Source organism: Rhodoferax fermentans, assembly GCF_002017865.1.
Classification (GTDB): domain Bacteria; phylum Pseudomonadota; class Gammaproteobacteria; order Burkholderiales; family Burkholderiaceae_C; genus Rhodoferax; species Rhodoferax fermentans.
The window spans coordinates 4288834-4305478 of sequence record NZ_MTJN01000002.1 but is presented as its reverse complement, the minus strand read 5'-3'; the positions used below and the strand labels follow the sequence as shown (position 1 = coordinate 4305478).

Sequence of the window (16645 nt, the reverse complement as noted above, 5' to 3'; positions counted from 1 at the left end):
TTTGTGAAGGACAACCATGCCGGTTCTGGACACCCAACTCAACACCCGCTCTGCCGATTTCCAGCGCAATGCCCTGGCCATGCGTGGCCTGGTGGATGATCTGACGACCAAGATCGCGCAGGTCGCCCTGGGCGGCGGTGAGGCGGCGCGCGTCAAACACACAGCGCGCGGCAAGTTGCTGCCGCGCGAGCGGGTGCAGATGCTGCTGGACCCTGGCACACCGTTTCTGGAAATCGCTCCGCTGGCTGCCCTGGGTCTGTACCCTGACCGCGATGGCTCCGATAGCGCCCCAGGCGCAGGCATCGTGGCTGGCATCGGTCGGGTCAGTGGTGTGGACTGCATGGTGGTCTGCAACGACGCCACTGTCAAAGGTGGCACCTACTACCCGATGACGGTCAAGAAGCACCTGCGTGCGCAGGAGATCGCCCAGCAAAACCGTCTGCCCTGCATTTACCTGGTGGACTCGGGCGGCGCCAATTTGCCGAACCAGGACGAGGTGTTCCCCGACCGCGACCACTTTGGCCGCATCTTCTACAACCAGGCCACCATGAGTGCCCAGGGCATCGCACAGATTGCGGTGGTCATGGGCAGCTGCACCGCGGGCGGCGCTTATGTGCCCGCCATGAGTGACGAGGCCATCATCGTCAAGAACCAGGGCACGATTTTTCTGGGTGGCCCGCCGCTGGTCAAAGCCGCCACCGGTGAGGTGGTCAGCGCCGAAGACCTGGGCGGCGGTGATGTGCACACGCGGCTGTCAGGCGTGGCCGACCATCTGGCGCAAAACGACATGCATGCGCTAGCGCTGGCGCGGCAATCGGTCAGGAATTTGTATCAAAACAAGCCTCAAGCCCTTTTTGATCAAGCGCCAGTAGCTCCCAAATACGCAGCAGAGGAGTTGTACGGCGTGATCCCGGTTGACACCCGCAAACCCTTTGATGTGCGCGAAATCATCGCCCGCATCGTTGATGGCTCGGACTTTGACGAGTTCAAGGCGCGTTTTGGCACCACGCTGGTCACCGGTTTTGCGCGCATTGAAGGCATGCCGGTGGGTATCGTCGCCAACAACGGTATCCTGTTTGGTGAGTCGGCGCTCAAAGGCGCCCACTTCATCGAGCTGTGTTGCCAGCGCAAGATCCCGCTGGTGTTTTTGCAGAACATCACTGGCTTCATGGTTGGGCGCAAGGTCGAGAACGAAGGCATCGCCCGCCACGGCGCCAAGATGGTCACCGCCGTGGCCACCGCCGCCGTACCCAAGTTCACCGTCATCATTGGTGGCAGCTTTGGCGCTGGCAACTACGGCATGTGTGGCCGCGCGTTTGGCCCGCGCTTTTTGTGGATGTGGCCCAACGCCCGCATCAGCGTCATGGGTGGTGAACAAGCCGCCAGCGTGCTGGCCACCGTCAAGCGCGACGGCATCGAAGGCAAAGGTGGCCAGTGGAGCATGGAGGACGAAGAAACCTTCAAAGCCCCGATCCGCCGCCAATACGAAGACCAAGGCCACCCCTATTTCGCCACCGCCCGCCTGTGGGACGACGGCATCATCGACCCGGCTGACACGCGCCGTGTGCTGGCGCTGGGCCTGAGCGCCAGCCGCAACGCGCCGATCGAGGACACCAAATTTGGCTTGTTCCGGATGTGATCAGCGCCACAAAGAAACCCAATATGAGCACATTGACCATTCAAACCGGTGTGGTGAGCACCGTCACCCTGAGCCGCCCAGAGGTTCGTAACGCCTTCAACGACGCGGTGATTGTCGACCTCACCCAAGCCTTCACCCAACTGAGCCAAGACCCGCAGGTGCGCGCCATCGTGCTGGCAGCCGTTGGCCCGGCGTTTTGCGCGGGCGCCGACCTGAATTGGATGCGCCGTATGGCCGACTACAGCCATGCTGAGAACCTGGCTGATGCTGCGCAGCTGGCCGAGATGCTGCGGGTGATCTATACCTGCCCCAAGCCGACGGTGGCGCGGATTCAGGGCGATGTCTACGCAGGCGGTTTGGGCCTGGTGGCCGCCTGCGACATGGCGGTGAGTGTGGACACGGCAGGCTTTTGCCTCAGCGAGGTCAAGCTCGGCCTGATCCCCGCCACCATCAGCCCGTACGTGGTTCGCGCCATGGGCGCACGTGCCGCACACCGCTACTTCCTGACCGCCGAGCGTTTTGACGCTGCTGAAGCGCTGCGCATCGGCCTGGTGCACGCGGTGGCGAGCGCCGAGCAACTTGATGCCAAGGTGACGGAACTGACCCAGGCGCTGCTGAACGCCAGCCCGAATGCTGTCAAGGCCTGCAAAACGCTGCTGCACGAGGTGGCAGGCCAAGACATTGACGCTACCTTGATCGCACGCACGGTGGCCGGTATTGCCGACATCCGCGCGAGTGACGAGGGTCGGGAAGGGGTGTCGTCTTTCCTGGCCAAACGAAAGCCGTCCTGGCTCAGTTAGTCGGGGCAGTTGGCCACTTTTTTGACCATTTGGCGGCGGCGCCAAGGAGACGTAGATGTTCACAAAAATCCTGATCGCCAACAGAGGCGAGATCGCCTGCCGGGTGGCCGCCACCGCGCGCCGCCTGGGGGTGAAAACCGTGGCGGTGTATTCGGATGCCGATGCCAACGCCAAACATGTGGCGGCGTGTGACGAGTTCGTCCACATCGGCGGCAGCGCACCGCAGGACAGTTACCTGCGCTGGCAACGCATCATTGACGCTGCGTTGGCCACCGGCGCCCAGGCGGTGCATCCGGGTTACGGTTTTCTGAGCGAGAACGAGGACTTTGCCAAGGCGTGTGCGGCTGCCGGGCTGGTGTTCATCGGCCCGCCCGCATCGGCCATCCAGGCCATGGGTTTGAAGGCCGAGTCCAAACAGCTGATGGACAAGGCCGGGGTGCCGTTGGTGCCGGGTTACCACGGCACCGCCCAGGGCACGGCGCTGCTGCAGCATGAGGCTGATCACATCGGTTATCCCGTCTTGATCAAGGCCAGTGCGGGTGGTGGTGGCAAGGGTATGCGGGTGGTTGACCGGTCCGAGGACTTCAAAGCTGCGCTCGAATCCTGCCAGCGCGAAGCCATCAACAGCTTTGGCAGCGATGTCGTGCTGATCGAAAAATACGTGCAGAACCCGCGCCATATCGAAATCCAGGTGTTTGGCGACACACAGGGCAACTACGTCTACCTGTTCGAGCGCGACTGCTCGGTGCAGCGCCGCCACCAGAAGGTGCTTGAAGAAGCCCCGGCGCCCGGTATGACGCCCGAGCTGCGCCGCGCCATGGGTGAGGTGGCGGTGGCCGCCGCGCGGGCGGTGGCTTATGTAGGTGCAGGCACGGTGGAGTTCATCGTCGAGCATCCCGGTGGTTACGGGCGGCCTGAGGACATGCGGTTCTACTTCATGGAGATGAACACCCGCCTGCAGGTTGAGCACCCGGTCACCGAGGCTATCACCGGTTTGGATCTTGTTGAATGGCAGCTGCGTGTGGCTTGTGGTGAGCCGCTGCCGCTGCGCCAGGATCAGCTGCGCATCACCGGCCACGCGATCGAGGCGCGCATCTGCGCCGAGACCCCCGACAACAACTTCTTGCCCGCCACCGGCCGCCTAGACGTTTACCACAAGCCTGCGCACAGCAGCTTCGCCGTCAGCCCGGTGCGGTTTGATGACGGCGTGCGCCAGGGGGATGTCATCAGCCCGTTTTACGACTCGATGGTGGCCAAACTCATCGTGCATGGTGATACCCGCGAACAGGCGCTGGCCCAGCTCGATACCGCACTGGCGCAGACCCACATCGTTGGCTTGAGCACCAATGTGCAGTTCTTGCGGCATGTCCTGCAGAGTGACGCCTTTGCCCAGGCCCTTCTCGACACCGGCCTGATCCCGCGCGAGGCGGCGGTCTTGTTCCATCAGGAGCGTGTGGGCCTGGCCCTGGCCGCGGCCGCCGATGTGGCACAGACCCTGATCGACGAGCGGGCAACCGAAACGGCCGACCCTTTCAGCAAAACGGACGGCTGGCGCAGCCATGGGGTCTTCACGCGCCGCTTTGTGTTTGCGTTTGGCGGTCAGCAAGTGTTGGCCGGGCTCACCTATTTACACGACGGCGCGTTGTCCTTGCAGGTGGGTGAGACAGCGGGTGTGCTCAGTTTCACAGCCACGCCACAAGGCATTGATCTGCAGTTTGGCGGCCAGCGGCTACTTGTGAATGTATATAGAAAAGGCGAGGTAGCCCATATATTCACTGCGCATGGTGCTACACAAATCATATCGATTGATTTGCTCCTGCACGCCGGTGAGGCGCCTGCCGAAGTGGGCCGCCTGACCGCACCGATGCCTGGCAAAGTTGTGTCGTTTGCGGTGCAGGCGGGTGAAACGGTTAAAAAGGGCCAAGCCCTGGCGGTGATGGATGCGATGAAAATGGAGCACACCATCACCGCGCCGGTGGACGGTGTGGTGGCCGAGTTGCTCTACGCCCCCGGTGACCAGGTGGTGGAGGGCGCGGAGTTGCTCCGGCTGACTGTGGCTGCGGTGTGACTGACAACGTAAGGTTGTTTTGGGTGGCGTGAAAGGGGGGCAAGCGAGCATGTGGTTCCTGCATCTATTTCGCTACTGGCGCTGATCTACCTCGTCTAACATCGACCAGTCTCGTGACAATAGTTCCATGCAAGAACCCGCAATGACTGGGCTAGGCCCAAAAGTGCTGACAACAACACGCCTTATCTTGCGTCCTTGGCAAGATTCGGATCACGCCCCGTTCTCTACGATGTCAGTGGATCCAGAAGTTATGGCGCATCTTCTGCCTTTCGCCTCACCGCAGGCCATCACGGGTTGGATCAATCGTCAACAAATGCATTTGGCAGAAAACGGCTTTTGTTTTTGGGCCATTGAGTCCAAAGAATCGGGTGCCTTTATGGGGGCGGCTGGTCTGCTGCGTATCTCTTACAAAGCACATTTCACACCTGCTGTGGAAGTTGGTTGGCGCCTGGCACGCCGCTTCTGGGGCCAGGGTTACGCCCCAGAGGCTGCCGGGGCGGCGCTCCAATTCGGATTTGAGCATCTGGGGCTGACGGAGATCGTCGCCAATACCGTGCCATCCAACCACAATTCGCGTCGCGTGATGGCGAAACTGGGGATGTCCAGTGAGCCTGCTGACGACTTCGAGCATCCGTTGGTGCCCGAGGGCAACCCATTGCGCCGACAAATGCTTTACCGGTTGTCCCGTCGTAACTGGTCCAAGCAGCGCAGAAGTTGAAATCAGCTAAAAGTTTGTCTGATTTTCACTCTGCAGTTGAGTTTGTGTGAGTTTTTGCGGTGCAGCCCTTATCAATAAACAGTAAGTAGCTATCAAATTCAGAGTATTTATGTCGACCTTTCAAATCACTTTTTGCTGTACCAACACCGAGCCTGAGCCCTGGCTGGCCGGTTTGCGTGCGAGTTTTCCGCAGGCTGAGGTCACCGTTTGGCAGCCCGGCGCCGCACCCGCCGACTACGCGGTGGTCTGGGCGCCACCACAGCAGTTTTTTGACGAGCAGCCGCAGCTGCAAGCGGTGTTCAACATCGGCGCTGGCGTGGACGCACTGCTCAAATTGCGCCTGCCGCCCCAGGCTGTGGTGGTGCGCCTGGAAGACGCGGGCATGGCGGTGCAGATGGCCGAGTACGTCTGCCAGGGTGTCATCCGGCACTTTCGTGACCTCAATGCCTACGACAACGATGCCCGCGCTGGCCACTGGACCTACTACAAGCCGCGTCAGCGCAGCGATTTTCCGGTGGGCGTGATGGGCCTGGGTGTGTTGGGGGAGCGGGTCGCGCAGGCGTTGTGCCACTTTGAATTTCCGGTCAACGGCTGGAGCCGCTCACCCAAGCCGATTCCTGGTGTGCGCGGCTTTTCGGGTGCGGCGCAGCTCGACGACTTTCTGGCCAGCAGCCGTGTGCTGGTCAACCTGCTGCCGCTCACCCCCGACACGCTCAACATCCTCAACCACGACCGGCTCAGTCGCCTGCAAGCCGGGGGCTATGTCATCAACGTGGCGCGTGGCGCCCATCTGGTGGACGAGGACCTGCTCGCGCTCATCCAAAGCGGCCACCTGTCTGGCGCACTGCTTGATGTGTTTCGCACCGAGCCGCTGCCCGCAGAGCACCCGTTCTGGCGCGAGCCCAAAATCACCCTTACACCACACACCTCGGCGCGTACCTTGGTCATGGACAGCATTGCACAGATCATGCAGAAGATGCTGGCTCTGCGCCAAGGCCAGCCTGTGACAGGCGTGGTGGATCCAGGGCGGGGGTATTGACGGGATCCGTCAGGCCAAACCCCAGCAGCGCAAGCCTGCCGTGACACAGGCAGCGGCCACCACCACCACGGGAAAAGCGGCCTGCCTCATGGCCAAGAGCATGCCGACCAGAACGCCGATGGGCCGTGCCCATCCCGCAAAGTGGTCGCCATCCCAGAGGCTGGACACCGCGGCCAGCGCACACAGCAGCACGATGGCCGCCTCTGAGAGCAAGGCTTGCCAACGCGTTGTCAAGCGAAGTTGATCGGCGAAAAAAGGGCCTGCCACGCGACAACACAGTGTGCCGATGGCCAGAAGCCAGAGGGCTTGCTGCATTGGGTTCACGCTTTCGTTGGGGGTGTGGCGGACTGGCCTGATCGCAGCGCAGATGGCACGATCACCAGCAGCGCCACCAACACCGGTAAGCCGGGTGCCACCCACGGGGCGCTGGCCAGCGCCAGCGCGCCCCCTGTCAACACCCGACGACGGGTTGTCCCGTTGGACAGTGCAGGCCAGACCAGGGCAAACAACAGGGCGGGGAAAGCCGCGTCCAGACCCAGGCTGCTGGCGCTGCCAATGGCTTGCCCCGCCAGTGCTCCCGCCAGGACTGCGAGGTTCCACACCACAAAAATCAGGATGCCGCAGACCCAGAACGCCGCGCGTTTGGCTGCTGGGTCGGTTTGTTTCATCGCAAAGGCCACCGACTCGTCCAGAATGAAATGGGCCCCCAGCAGGCGCGCCATCCAGCCTTGGCCAAGCAACTCGGACACGGTCAGGCCGTAAGCCAGCAGGCGGCCGTTGAGCGCCAGGCCTGTCATGGCCGCCGTCACAGGGTCGCCGCCCGCCAAGAGCACACCTACCGTTGCAAACTGCGCCCCACCGGCAAAAACCAGGATCGACAGCGCCACGGGAAACCACAGGGGCAAGCCGCCAGAGACCGCAATGGCGCCAAATGACATACCCACAACGCCGTCTGCCAGGCAGACCAGACCCATGTCGCCCAGCGTGGCGCGGTCAAGTGTTTTGAATAAAGATCGCATGTTCAATATAATGAACGAACCGATCTTTAATGTCAAACAGAACAATCGTTTTTTATAAAAAACATGTCAAAAGAATCTGAAACAAGCCCTTTGCCAGCCATTGCAGCGGCGCTCAAACGTGAGCGGGAACAGGCCGGGTTGTCGATTTCAGAGCTGGCCCGCAAGGCTGGTGTGGCCAAGTCCACCCTTTCCCAGCTGGAGGCGGGCGTGGGCAACCCATCGCTGGAAAGCCTGTGGGCGCTGGCGATGGGTTTGAACCTGCCGTTCAGCCGCTTGCTGGACCCGCCAGTTGTGCCGGTGCAAGTGATCCGTGCTTCGCAGGGGATGGCGACGCGTGCGACAGATGCTGCGTACGAGGCGGTTCTGCTCTCGGCGTGTCCCCCACGGGTTCGCCGGGACATTTACCGCATCGATTTCGAGCCCGGCATCTCCAAAATATCGCTCCCCCATGCGGCAGGAACGGTGGAGCATGTGATGCTGCTGAGCGGTCGAGCCAGCGTCGGTCCTGACGGAAAAACCATTGAGCTGCTGCCAGGGGACTATGCGTCCTACCCCGCAGACACGGCCCATTCTTACGAGGCGTTGGAGCCCAATACCCGCGCTATCCTGATGATGGACTACACCTAGGGGGCCTAGGGTTGTTGCGGGCAACACCTCGGTTGGCGCATGGCTACACTGCATCGGTTGGTGTCACTGGACGGGGCTGTCGTGTCCGTCTTTGCTTGAGCATTTGTTTATGTCCTATCCTCTCCGAGTCAAACTGGTCGATGTGGGCCCACGCGATGGCCTGCAGAACGAAAAACAGCTGGTGCCCGCTGCGGTCAAGATCGAGCTGGTGCACCGCCTGCAGGCCGCTGGCCTGAAAGAGATCGAAGTCACCAGTTTTGTCAGCCCCAAATGGGTACCTCAGATGGCCGACAACGCTGAGGTCATGGCGGGCATCGCTCGCCAGCCGGGTGTGCGCTACTCGGTGCTGACCCCCAATCTCAAAGGTTTTGAGGCGGCCCTGTTGTCCAAGCCCGATGAAATTGTGGTGTTTGGCTCCGCCAGCGAGGCCTTCAGCCAGAAAAACATCAACTGCAGCATGGCCGAAAGCATCGATCGTTTTGCGCCGGTGGTGGCTGCCGCCCGTGAGGCTGGCATTTTTGTGCGCGGCGCCATGAGTTGCACTGTGGGTTGCCCGTACGAGGGTGAGATAGCGCCCGAGCGGGTGGACTACCTGGCCGGGCTCATGAAAGGCATCGGCGTGCAGCATGTGGGTGTGGCCGACACCATTGGGGTGGGCACCCCCTTGAAAGTGCAGCGTGCGGTGGAGGCGACTCTGAAGCACTTTGACATCAACCAGGTATCGGGCCATTTCCACGACACCTACGGCCAGGCGCTGGCCAACAGCCTGATTTGCCTGCAGATGGGTGTTTGGCAGTTTGATACCTCGGTGGCGGGTCTGGGCGGCTGCCCCTATGCCAAAGGCGCTACTGGGAATGTAGCGACTGAAGATGTTGTGTATATGTTGCACGGCATGGGCATCGAGACCGGCATTGACCTGGACCAACTCATCAACGCGGGCCAGTTCATCAGCGATTACCTGGGCCGCCCAAGCAACTCACGCGCTGGCAAAGCGCTGTTCACTAAACGATTGACATCATGAATAACTCCCGTCACCAACCCCTGCCCGAAGGCGTGTTACGCGTGACCCAGGTACTGCGCGACAAAGGCCACCCGCATGCGCCAGTGATGCTCAGTGACGCCGCCCGCACCGCCCAGCAGGCGGCTGACGCGTTGGGCATCCAGCTCGGGCAAATCGCCAAAAGCATCATCTTCAAGCGCAAACCCGACGCCGCTGCTGTGTTGGTCATCACCTCGGGCGACCGCCGGGTTGATGAAAAAAAGGTGCAGGCGCTGGTGTGTGCTGAGGGTCAGAAGCTCGGCCGCGCCGACGCCGACTTTGTCAAGGCCAGCACCGGCTTCTCGATTGGTGGTGTGTCCCCCGTGGGCCATGCCACGTTGCCTGTGACACTGATCGACCGCGACCTGCTGCGTTTTGAAGAGATCTGGGCCGCAGCGGGCCACCCGCACGGGGTGTTCAAGTTGCATCCCGATGACCTGGCGCATCTGACCGGCGCGCCCATCGTTGACATTGCGCTGCAGGAGGTGCTTTGATGCTGTCTCAGAATGCTATGAAGTTTTTAGCTGTTAGCGCTTTAGATATAAGGGCTAGAGGCCAAAATGACCCCAATCCTGTGCCGTCGCCCTGTCTGTCGGTGTGCCAGATGGACGAGGACACCGCACTGTGCCAGGGTTGCCTGCGTACCCTGGACGAAATCCGCGTATGGGGCAATGCGGACAGCCAGCAACGCCGCGCCATCTGGCTCAACATCGAGGCGCGCCTGGCGCAGCACAGCGCATGAAACACATCACGTTTTACCTGGACTTCATCTCGCCTTACGCCTATCTGGCGTTTGAGACCCTGCCCGAGGCGCTGATGGGGCAGAGTTACAGCGTCAGTTACAAACCGGTGCTGTTCGCCGCGCTGCTCAAACACCATGGCCAGCTGGGTCCGGCCGAGATTCCCGGAAAACGCGAATGGACCTACCGCCATGTGTTGTGGCTGGCGCATCAACATGGGTTGGAGCTGCAACTGCCAGCGCAGCATCCGTTCAACCCGATTGGCTTGCTGCGCTTGGCGCTGGCCTGCAGCGAGTCCGGCTTACCCAACCGTTATGTGTGCGAAACGATTTTTCGCCATGTCTGGCAAGGGGGGGCTGATGCGGCGGATGCAGACCGCCTGCAGACGCTGACCGGGCAGCTGGCTCCCAAGCGTGATGCCAATGAAGAGCTGGTCAAAACCCAGTTACGCGCCCATACCGACGATGCCATTGCCAAAGGGGTGTTCGGGGTGCCCACCTTCGAGGTGGATGGCAAACTGTTCTGGGGTCTGGACGCCTTGCCGATGCTCAAGGCCTATCTGCAGGGTAATGCCTGGTTCAACAGTGCCTGGGCGGCTACCGATCAGGTTCGCAGCTGGCCCTAAGCTAGTTGCCCGACTCCACCTCAAACGCCTTGTGTTTGCCCTGCGCCAGAAACTGCGCAGCTTGGCTCAACGCGGCAGTTAACGCTGCTTTGAGTGTGTGGGGCGGGTTGATCACAAAGACACCGCTGGCGGGCAGGCCGGGGCGCACCACCTCACCGGCCTCGTCGTGGCCCAGCTTGCTGGATTTGACGGTGAGTGTGGCGTTGAGCCAGGGCAGCTTTTCGCGGTTGGCCAGGGTTTTGAGCTTGCGCGGCAGGTCGTGTGCTTCGGGGCGCGGGATGATCGGGTACCAGACCATGTAGGTGCCGGTGGCAAATCGTTTGACCGCGTCGGTCAGCATGTCCACCACACGTGGGTAGTCGCTCTTGATTTCATAGCTCGGGTCACACAGCACCAGTGCCCGGCGCGACGGTGGCGGCAAAAACTTCTTAAGACCTTCAAAACCATCTTCCTGCAGTACCGCGATCGAGCGCCCGGCATTGAGCTGCGCGATGTTGGCGCCCAGGGTTTTGGCATCGGTCGGGTGGATCTCAAACAACTTGAGGCGATCCCGGTCACGCTCCTGCAGCAGGTGGTGGATGATGAAAGGTGAGCCCGGGTACACCTTGTGGCTGCCGGCCTTGTTGAAGCTGGCGACCAGGTCCAGGTAGTCCTGCAACGCCGGGGCCACGGTGGCTGGCTTGGCGCTTTTGGTTGCGCCAGGTTTGGCTGCTGCACTATTCGTAGCGGCCTGTCCTTGAGGGGTGGGGGCTGGCGCCTTGTTTTCTGTAGAGGCCGAGGGCGCGAGGGCGGCCAGCAGTTTGAGGTAACCATCGGCCGCCTCGCCGCTGGTTTGGGCGTAGTCGCCGTCCAGTCGGTACAGGCCCGCTCCGGCATGGGTGTCAAACACGTTGAGCGCCGTGTCCTTTTGGGTCATGTGGCGCAGCACCGCCAGCAAGGCAGTGTGCTTGAGAACATCGGCATGGTTGCCGGCGTGAAAGGCGTGGCGATAACTGAACATCCTTCGATGTTACCGCGTTGCCCAGGAAATTTGTATAATGCTCGGCTTCGCAGCGCTTTTGTGGCTCCGCGGCGAAGCGTCTCAGTAGCGTCCCAACGGGCCGTGTGCCGAGTGATTCCCCACCTAAGAGATTCTCATCAGAAGAACGCCGACCGTGGAAAAGAGCCCTCCAAACCCTCTGTAGAAAAGAGAAATCTCATGTCAACTTTCAGCGCAAAACCCGCTGAGGTCGTGCACGAGTGGTTTGTGATTGACGCGACCGACAAGGTCCTCGGACGAGTAGCCAGCGAAGTTGCTCTCCGTTTGCGCGGCAAACACAAGGCCATTTACACGCCTCACGTCGATACCGGCGACTTCATCATCGTGACCAACGCAGCTCAACTGCGCGTGACCGGTGCCAAGTCCCTCGACAAAATGTATTACAGCCACTCCGGTTTCCCTGGTGGCATCAGCTCCACCAACTTCCGTGACATGCAAGCCAAGCACCCTGGCCGCGCTTTGGAAAAAGCCGTCAAGGGCATGCTGCCCAAGGGTCCCCTGGGCTACGCCATGATCAAGAAGCTCAAGGTGTACGGTGGTGCAGAGCACCCGCACACTGCCCAGCAACCCAAAGTGTTGGAAATCTAAGGAGCTCACATGATTGGTGAATGGAACAATGGTACCGGCCGTCGCAAATCCAGCGTCGCCCGCGTTTTCCTGAAGAAGGGCTCCGGCCAAATCGTCGTCAACGGCAAAGACATCCAAAAGTTCTTTGGCCGCGAAACCTCGATCATGATCTGCAAGCAGCCCCTGATGCTGACCAACCACGCCGAAACCTTTGACATCATGGTCAATGTGGCTGGTGGCGGTGAGTCGGGTCAAGCCGGTGCAGTGCGCCACGGTATCACCCGCGCCCTGATCGACTATGACGCGACTCTCAAGTCTGAGTTGAGCAAAGCCGGTTTCGTGACCCGCGATGCCCGCGAAGTGGAACGTAAGAAGGTCGGTTTGCACGGTGCTCGCCGTCGCAAGCAGTTCTCCAAGCGTTAATCTCTGCTTCGATCACAACAGCCGCCTGGATGCAAGTTCTGGCGGCTGTTTGCATTTTGATGTCCGGGTCAGTCTGATGCGATTCAAACTGTTGATGCGACGACTCACCGTCAGTGCGCCACGCATGGCGGTGCGCAGCGCGCTGCCTTGGCCCTTTCGCTGGGCGGTGTTTGCGCTGGTGGCAGGATTTTGCGCCGCCATCAGCCTGTGGGCGTTTGAACTTGGCAAGGACATCGCTGGCGTCGACCACGGCAGCAAGGCGCAACTGCAACAGCTGCAGTTCGAGAACGAAACCCTCAAAGCACGCATTGAGATCCTGACCTCAGAGCGTGATCAGGCCCAGTCGGTGGCCAATACGGCCGACACGGTGTTGACCACGGCCAAGGTCGCCAGTGACAAGCTGACCGAGACCACCCGGCAATTGATGCTGGAGAACCAGCGGCTCAAAGATGATTTGGGCTTTTTTGAGAAATTGATCCCAACCGTGGACGGCAACGCAGGCGCACTGGCCATCCGTGGGCTGCAGGCTGAGCGCTTGGCCTCTGGTGATCTCAAGTGGCAGGTGTTGGTGATTCAAGGGGTGAAAAACCCGGTTGAATTTGAAGGTCGGTTGGAGCTGGTGTTTGCAGGCCTGGCCGATGGCAAAGCCTGGACGGGCAGCCCAGTCGGTGGTGCTCTGAATGTCAAAATCAAACAATACGGACGGGTTGAGGGTGTGTATTCGCCGCCTGCACAGACCTTGGTGAAATCGGTCACCGTCAAAGTGCTGAATGGGCAAACTGTGCGTGCGCAGCAAACCACTCCCATCCCCTAAAAGGTGTCTCATGTTCAATAAAAAGAAGCAACCGCCCATCAAAAGTCTGATTGCCCAGGGCTGCCAGTTGGATGGCAATTTCAGTTTCAGCGACGGCTCCCGTGTGGATGGTGAGATCCGGGGCAATGTCACAGGTGTGGCGGAGCAGCCCAGCATCCTGGTGATCTCGGAGTCGGCGGTGGTGACCGGAGAAGTGCTGGCGGACCATGTCATTGTCAACGGGCAGGTACGTGGGCCGGTGCATGCCCGTGTTTTGCTGGAGCTGCAGCCAAAGGCACGTATCACGGGTGATGTGACCTACAAGATACTCGAAATGCACCAGGGTGCCATGGTGGACGGACGTCTGTGCCCCATCGTCGACGATGTGCAGGAGCTGCTGGAGGAAAAGCCCACACTCAAATTGACGGCAAACAATCCGTGAGCCTGCTGTTGATCAACTTGTTGTAGGATTGCCCCACTCAATTTCCTGGAGACCTGTATGAGCGCTGTTGCTGAAGCCATTCAAACCGAAATGCCCGCCCCGATTCTGTTCACCGACAGCGCGGCCGCGAAGGTGGCTGACCTGATTGCTGAAGAAGGCAACCCTGATCTGAAGTTGCGGGTGTTTGTGCAGGGCGGTGGCTGCTCTGGCTTTCAGTACGGTTTTACCTTTGATGAAATTGTCAATGATGACGACACCACCATGACCAAAAACGGTGTGTCGTTGTTGATCGATGCCATGAGTTACCAGTACCTGGTCGGGGCCGAGATTGATTACAAGGAAGACCTGCAAGGTGCCCAATTTGTGATCAAGAACCCCAATGCCACCAGCACCTGTGGCTGTGGCTCGAGCTTTTCGACCTGATCAAGCCCTGACGGCCCAAAAAAACCGCCTTATTCGGCGGTTTTTTTATGCCTGGCTGTGCTGCTCAGGCCGGGTAAATGGCCCCGAGGATCCTGGGGCCCGCAGCACCGGTGGCGCTGGGCAGGTTGCCTGCTTGGCGCTGGATGGCCTGGCGAGCCAGCCAAGCAAAAGCGGCTGCCTCCACGTCGAGCGCAGGCAGGCCGAGATGGTCCGAGGTGTCGACCTGTAGCTGAGGCAGTCCGGCCTGTAGGCGCCTCAAGAGCTCGGTGTTGAAGGCCCCGCCGCCGCACACAACCAGCAACTTGCTCTCTTTTGCATAGTTGTTGATGCAGTCCACACAAGCGCTGGCGGTCAATTCTGTCAGGGTGGCTTGGATATCCTGGCCGCGTGCATTGGCAAAGCCCTGCAGTTTGGTCTGCAACCAGTTCAGGCTGAACAGGTCACGGCCCGTGCTTTTGGGTGGGGCCTGGTTGAAGTAAGGTTCGTCACGCAGTTGTGCCAACAGCTCGGGCAGACACTGCCCGCTGGCGGCCCATGCGCCTCCGGTGTCAAAGGGCTGGCCGGTCTGCTGTTGGCACCAGGCATCCATCAAGGCATTGCCCGGGCCACAGTCAAACCCAAGCACCGGTTCGCTTGGGTCGGCAGGCAGCACCGTCACATTGGCGATGCCACCCAGGTTCAGCACCGACACCATGGTGTTGGCCTGTCCAAACACATGCTGGTGAAATGCCGGCACCAGCGGCGCGCCCTGGCCCCCGGCGGCGATGTCGCGGCTGCGAAAGTCGGCCACCACGGTGAGACCAGTCAGTTCGGCCAACAGGGCCGGGTTGTTGAGTTGCAGCGTGTAGCCCGCACCCGATGCCTCGTTGGATATCCTGTGGGGCTGGTGACGCACGGTCTGGCCGTGCGCGCCAATGGCGCAGACGTTGGTGGCACCTATTCCAGATGCGGCAACTTGGCTGAGCAGGGTATTGACCACCTGGGCATAGGCTGCCGCAATCTGGTTGCCAGCGCGGGCAGCTCGGTGCAGTTCGTCGTCTGACGGGCTGTTGAGTGCCAGCAGTTCGGTGCGGAACTGGGCGTCAAATGCTTGGGATGAGCGTGCCAGTATGCGGAGCTTGGTGCCGGAGAAATCCACCAGAACACCATCGACCCCGTCCAGCGAGGTGCCCGACATCAGGCCGATGTAATACTCTGCCATGCTGCTGCGAATCACCAAGGTATCAAGCCAGGCTCGCGCCCTGACACTCACTCAAAGCGGGTGGACTGTATGCTGGCCGCTGCCTGCAACTGGGCCTTCACATTGTTGGCGACCTGTCTGAAGACCGGCAGGGCGGCGGCGGGTACGGGCACGGTCTCGCTCTTTTGCGCCATGGTCATCGGGTCATGCTGCACCCCGGCGACACGCACCTCAAAATGCAGGTGGGGGCCGGTCGCCCAACCGGTCGAGCCAACCAAACCAATCGTGTCACCTTGTGTCACTGCCTGGCCGCGCTTGACCAGAATTTTGCTTAAGTGGGCATACACGGTTTCGGTGGCATTGCGGTGCTGGACGAAGATCACATTGCCATAACCTTTTTGAACACCCGCAAAACTCACCACACCATCACCCACGGTGCGAGCTGGGGTGCCGGTGGGGGCTGCAAAGTCAGTGCCCAGGTGGCGTCGCCATTGGTTCAGGATCGGGTGAAAACGCATGGCAAATCCGCTGCTGACCCGCGAAAAGGCCACGGGTGCACTCAGGAAAGCACGGCGCAGGCTGCGGCCATCCAGGGCATAGTAGCCGCCTCGGTAGGCTTGCCCGGCGCTGTCCTTGCCCGGTGGCTGAAACCACATGGCCTGGAACACCTTGCCCGCGTTGACAAATTCGGCGCTCAGGACGCGTCCCGTGCGCAGCCGTTCACCGTCACCTTCGAGCACCTCGTAAACCACGTTGAAGCGGTCATTTTTGCGCAGTGCGCGGCGGAAATCGATGTCGCCTGAGAACAGTTCAGCCAATTGGCTGGCCACCACATCGGGCAAGCCCGCTTCATCGGTGGCCGCAAACAGAGAGGATTGGATGGTGCCACTGGCTAAGCGTGTGCTGGCCACCAGAGGAGCAGATTCCAGGCGTGCGCTGAACCCCTTGGCATCACGCTCCACCACCAGGCGCTGGAAATGGGTGCCCTCGTCGGGGCTCCAACGGGCGCTGAGTTTGCCAAGTCGGTGGGTGTCCACCGTTTCAACACTGACGTGGCGGCCACTGCGGCTGAACAGAGCCTGCTTGACCATCGGGTTGCTGCGCAAGAACTGCGCGGCCTGCGGATCATCCACTCCCAAACGCTTGAGCAAGGTGTCGGCGGTGTCGGTGGTGCGGGTGAGGTCTGAGCGGTAGAGATTCAGGGAGGCGGCGCCAAGTTCTGCCGTCTCAGTTGGCAACTGGGGTTGCACCGCCTCCAGCACCATCTGCACTGGCAGCTCGGACACATCCGGCCCGAGCGAGGCCAGCGCCCAAGCGCCGCCGCCGCCTGCCAGCAAGGTGGCAGTGACAATCGCGGTAAGGTGTTTGGGGTATTTGGTGGCGGTGGCCACGGAGCTCACCAGCAAGGCGTGGCCACGATTCAGGGCTGAGTTGATCAAGGGAGCATCCTGTTGTTGGCGTACG

At 60.9% G+C, this 16645-nt stretch carries 20 protein-coding genes; 15 read left to right on the top strand and 5 right to left on the bottom strand.

All coding sequences use genetic code 11. The annotated features are described in order from the left end of the window. Window positions 1-16 precede the first annotated feature (16 nt). The 5 genes from RF819_RS20075 to RF819_RS20055 all read left to right on the top strand — a co-directional run bounded on the left by RF819_RS20075 (window position 17) and on the right by RF819_RS20055 (window position 6264). Entirely contained in the window at window positions 17-1639 is a 1623-nt protein-coding gene (locus tag RF819_RS20075; RefSeq protein ID WP_078366589.1) for a carboxyl transferase domain-containing protein, read from the top strand. Window positions 1640-1662: 23 nt separating this feature from the next. After that, complete coding sequence (locus tag RF819_RS20070) at window positions 1663-2439, top strand: enoyl-CoA hydratase/isomerase family protein (RefSeq protein ID WP_078366588.1); 777 nt, start codon at window positions 1663-1665, stop codon at window positions 2437-2439. 55 nt (window positions 2440-2494) lie between these two features. Next, window positions 2495-4507, top strand: a complete 2013-nt coding sequence (locus RF819_RS20065) for an acetyl/propionyl/methylcrotonyl-CoA carboxylase subunit alpha (protein ID WP_078366587.1) — start codon at window positions 2495-2497, stop codon at window positions 4505-4507. Between the two features lie 127 nt (window positions 4508-4634). Beyond that, a complete protein-coding gene (locus RF819_RS20060; RefSeq protein ID WP_242472689.1) occupies window positions 4635-5225 on the top strand; it encodes a GNAT family N-acetyltransferase in 591 nt (196 codons plus the stop codon). A gap of 109 nt (window positions 5226-5334) precedes the next feature. Then, window positions 5335-6264: a 2-hydroxyacid dehydrogenase gene (locus RF819_RS20055; RefSeq protein WP_078366586.1), complete on the top strand. Its 930-nt coding sequence runs from the start codon at window positions 5335-5337 to the stop codon at window positions 6262-6264. Between the two features lie 9 nt (window positions 6265-6273). Here the strand turns inward: RF819_RS20055 and RF819_RS20050 are convergent, their stop codons facing one another. Both RF819_RS20050 and RF819_RS20045 read right to left on the bottom strand, forming a co-directional pair. Further along, a complete protein-coding gene (locus tag RF819_RS20050) occupies window positions 6274-6579 on the bottom strand; it encodes an AzlD domain-containing protein (protein WP_078366585.1) in 306 nt (101 codons plus the stop codon). Between the two features lie 5 nt (window positions 6580-6584). After that, a complete protein-coding gene (locus RF819_RS20045; protein ID WP_078367091.1) occupies window positions 6585-7283 on the bottom strand; it encodes an AzlC family ABC transporter permease in 699 nt (232 codons plus the stop codon). A gap of 63 nt (window positions 7284-7346) precedes the next feature. Between RF819_RS20045 and RF819_RS20040 the strand changes: the two genes are divergently transcribed. From RF819_RS20040 to RF819_RS20020, 5 genes are all read left to right on the top strand, one after another. Further along, on the top strand, window positions 7347-7910 hold the full coding sequence (locus RF819_RS20040) for a helix-turn-helix domain-containing protein (RefSeq protein WP_078366584.1): 564 nt from the start codon (window positions 7347-7349) through the stop codon (window positions 7908-7910). 109 nt (window positions 7911-8019) lie between these two features. Further along, window positions 8020-8931, top strand: a complete 912-nt coding sequence (locus RF819_RS20035; RefSeq protein WP_078366583.1) for a hydroxymethylglutaryl-CoA lyase — start codon at window positions 8020-8022, stop codon at window positions 8929-8931. After that, window positions 8928-9443 (top strand): YbaK/EbsC family protein, encoded by a 516-nt coding sequence (locus RF819_RS20030; RefSeq protein ID WP_078366582.1) that lies wholly within the window; start codon window positions 8928-8930, stop codon window positions 9441-9443. The genes RF819_RS20035 and RF819_RS20030 overlap by 4 nt, the downstream gene beginning before the upstream one ends. Then, window positions 9443-9691 (top strand): DUF1289 domain-containing protein, encoded by a 249-nt coding sequence (locus tag RF819_RS20025; protein WP_078366581.1) that lies wholly within the window; start codon window positions 9443-9445, stop codon window positions 9689-9691. The genes RF819_RS20030 and RF819_RS20025 overlap by 1 nt, the downstream gene beginning before the upstream one ends. Then, the gene (locus RF819_RS20020) at window positions 9688-10314 is read left to right on the top strand and encodes a 2-hydroxychromene-2-carboxylate isomerase (RefSeq protein WP_078366580.1); all 627 of its coding nucleotides are present in this window, start codon (window positions 9688-9690) and stop codon (window positions 10312-10314) included. Before RF819_RS20025 ends, RF819_RS20020 begins: the two co-directional genes overlap by 4 nt. A gap of 1 nt (window position 10315) precedes the next feature. Here RF819_RS20020 and RF819_RS20015 read toward each other — a convergent pair whose 3' ends face one another. Then, window positions 10316-11314, bottom strand: coding sequence for a 23S rRNA (adenine(2030)-N(6))-methyltransferase RlmJ (locus tag RF819_RS20015; RefSeq protein WP_078366579.1), 999 nt, complete (start codon window positions 11312-11314; stop codon window positions 10316-10318). A 198-nt stretch (window positions 11315-11512) separates the two neighbouring features. On the opposite strand from RF819_RS20015, the gene rplM reads away from it, so the two are divergent. From rplM to erpA, 5 genes are all read left to right on the top strand, one after another. After that, entirely contained in the window at window positions 11513-11941 is a 429-nt protein-coding gene (gene rplM, locus RF819_RS20010) for a 50S ribosomal protein L13 (RefSeq protein ID WP_078366578.1), read from the top strand. A 9-nt stretch (window positions 11942-11950) separates the two neighbouring features. After that, the gene (gene rpsI, locus RF819_RS20005; RefSeq protein ID WP_078366577.1) at window positions 11951-12343 is read left to right on the top strand and encodes a 30S ribosomal protein S9; all 393 of its coding nucleotides are present in this window, start codon (window positions 11951-11953) and stop codon (window positions 12341-12343) included. A 94-nt stretch (window positions 12344-12437) separates the two neighbouring features. Next, the gene (locus RF819_RS20000; protein ID WP_242472690.1) at window positions 12438-13157 is read left to right on the top strand and encodes a hypothetical protein; all 720 of its coding nucleotides are present in this window, start codon (window positions 12438-12440) and stop codon (window positions 13155-13157) included. Between the two features lie 10 nt (window positions 13158-13167). Then, window positions 13168-13578: a bactofilin family protein gene (locus RF819_RS19995; RefSeq protein WP_078366575.1), complete on the top strand. Its 411-nt coding sequence runs from the start codon at window positions 13168-13170 to the stop codon at window positions 13576-13578. A gap of 57 nt (window positions 13579-13635) precedes the next feature. Continuing rightward, window positions 13636-14001, top strand: a complete 366-nt coding sequence (gene erpA, locus RF819_RS19990; protein ID WP_078366574.1) for an iron-sulfur cluster insertion protein ErpA — start codon at window positions 13636-13638, stop codon at window positions 13999-14001. A gap of 64 nt (window positions 14002-14065) precedes the next feature. Here erpA and RF819_RS19985 read toward each other — a convergent pair whose 3' ends face one another. After that, window positions 14066-15202, bottom strand: coding sequence for an anhydro-N-acetylmuramic acid kinase (locus RF819_RS19985; protein WP_078367090.1), 1137 nt, complete (start codon window positions 15200-15202; stop codon window positions 14066-14068). Window positions 15203-15249: 47 nt separating this feature from the next. Then, window positions 15250-16620 (bottom strand): peptidoglycan DD-metalloendopeptidase family protein, encoded by a 1371-nt coding sequence (locus RF819_RS19980; RefSeq protein WP_143541779.1) that lies wholly within the window; start codon window positions 16618-16620, stop codon window positions 15250-15252. Between the last annotated feature and the right edge of the window lie 25 nt (window positions 16621-16645).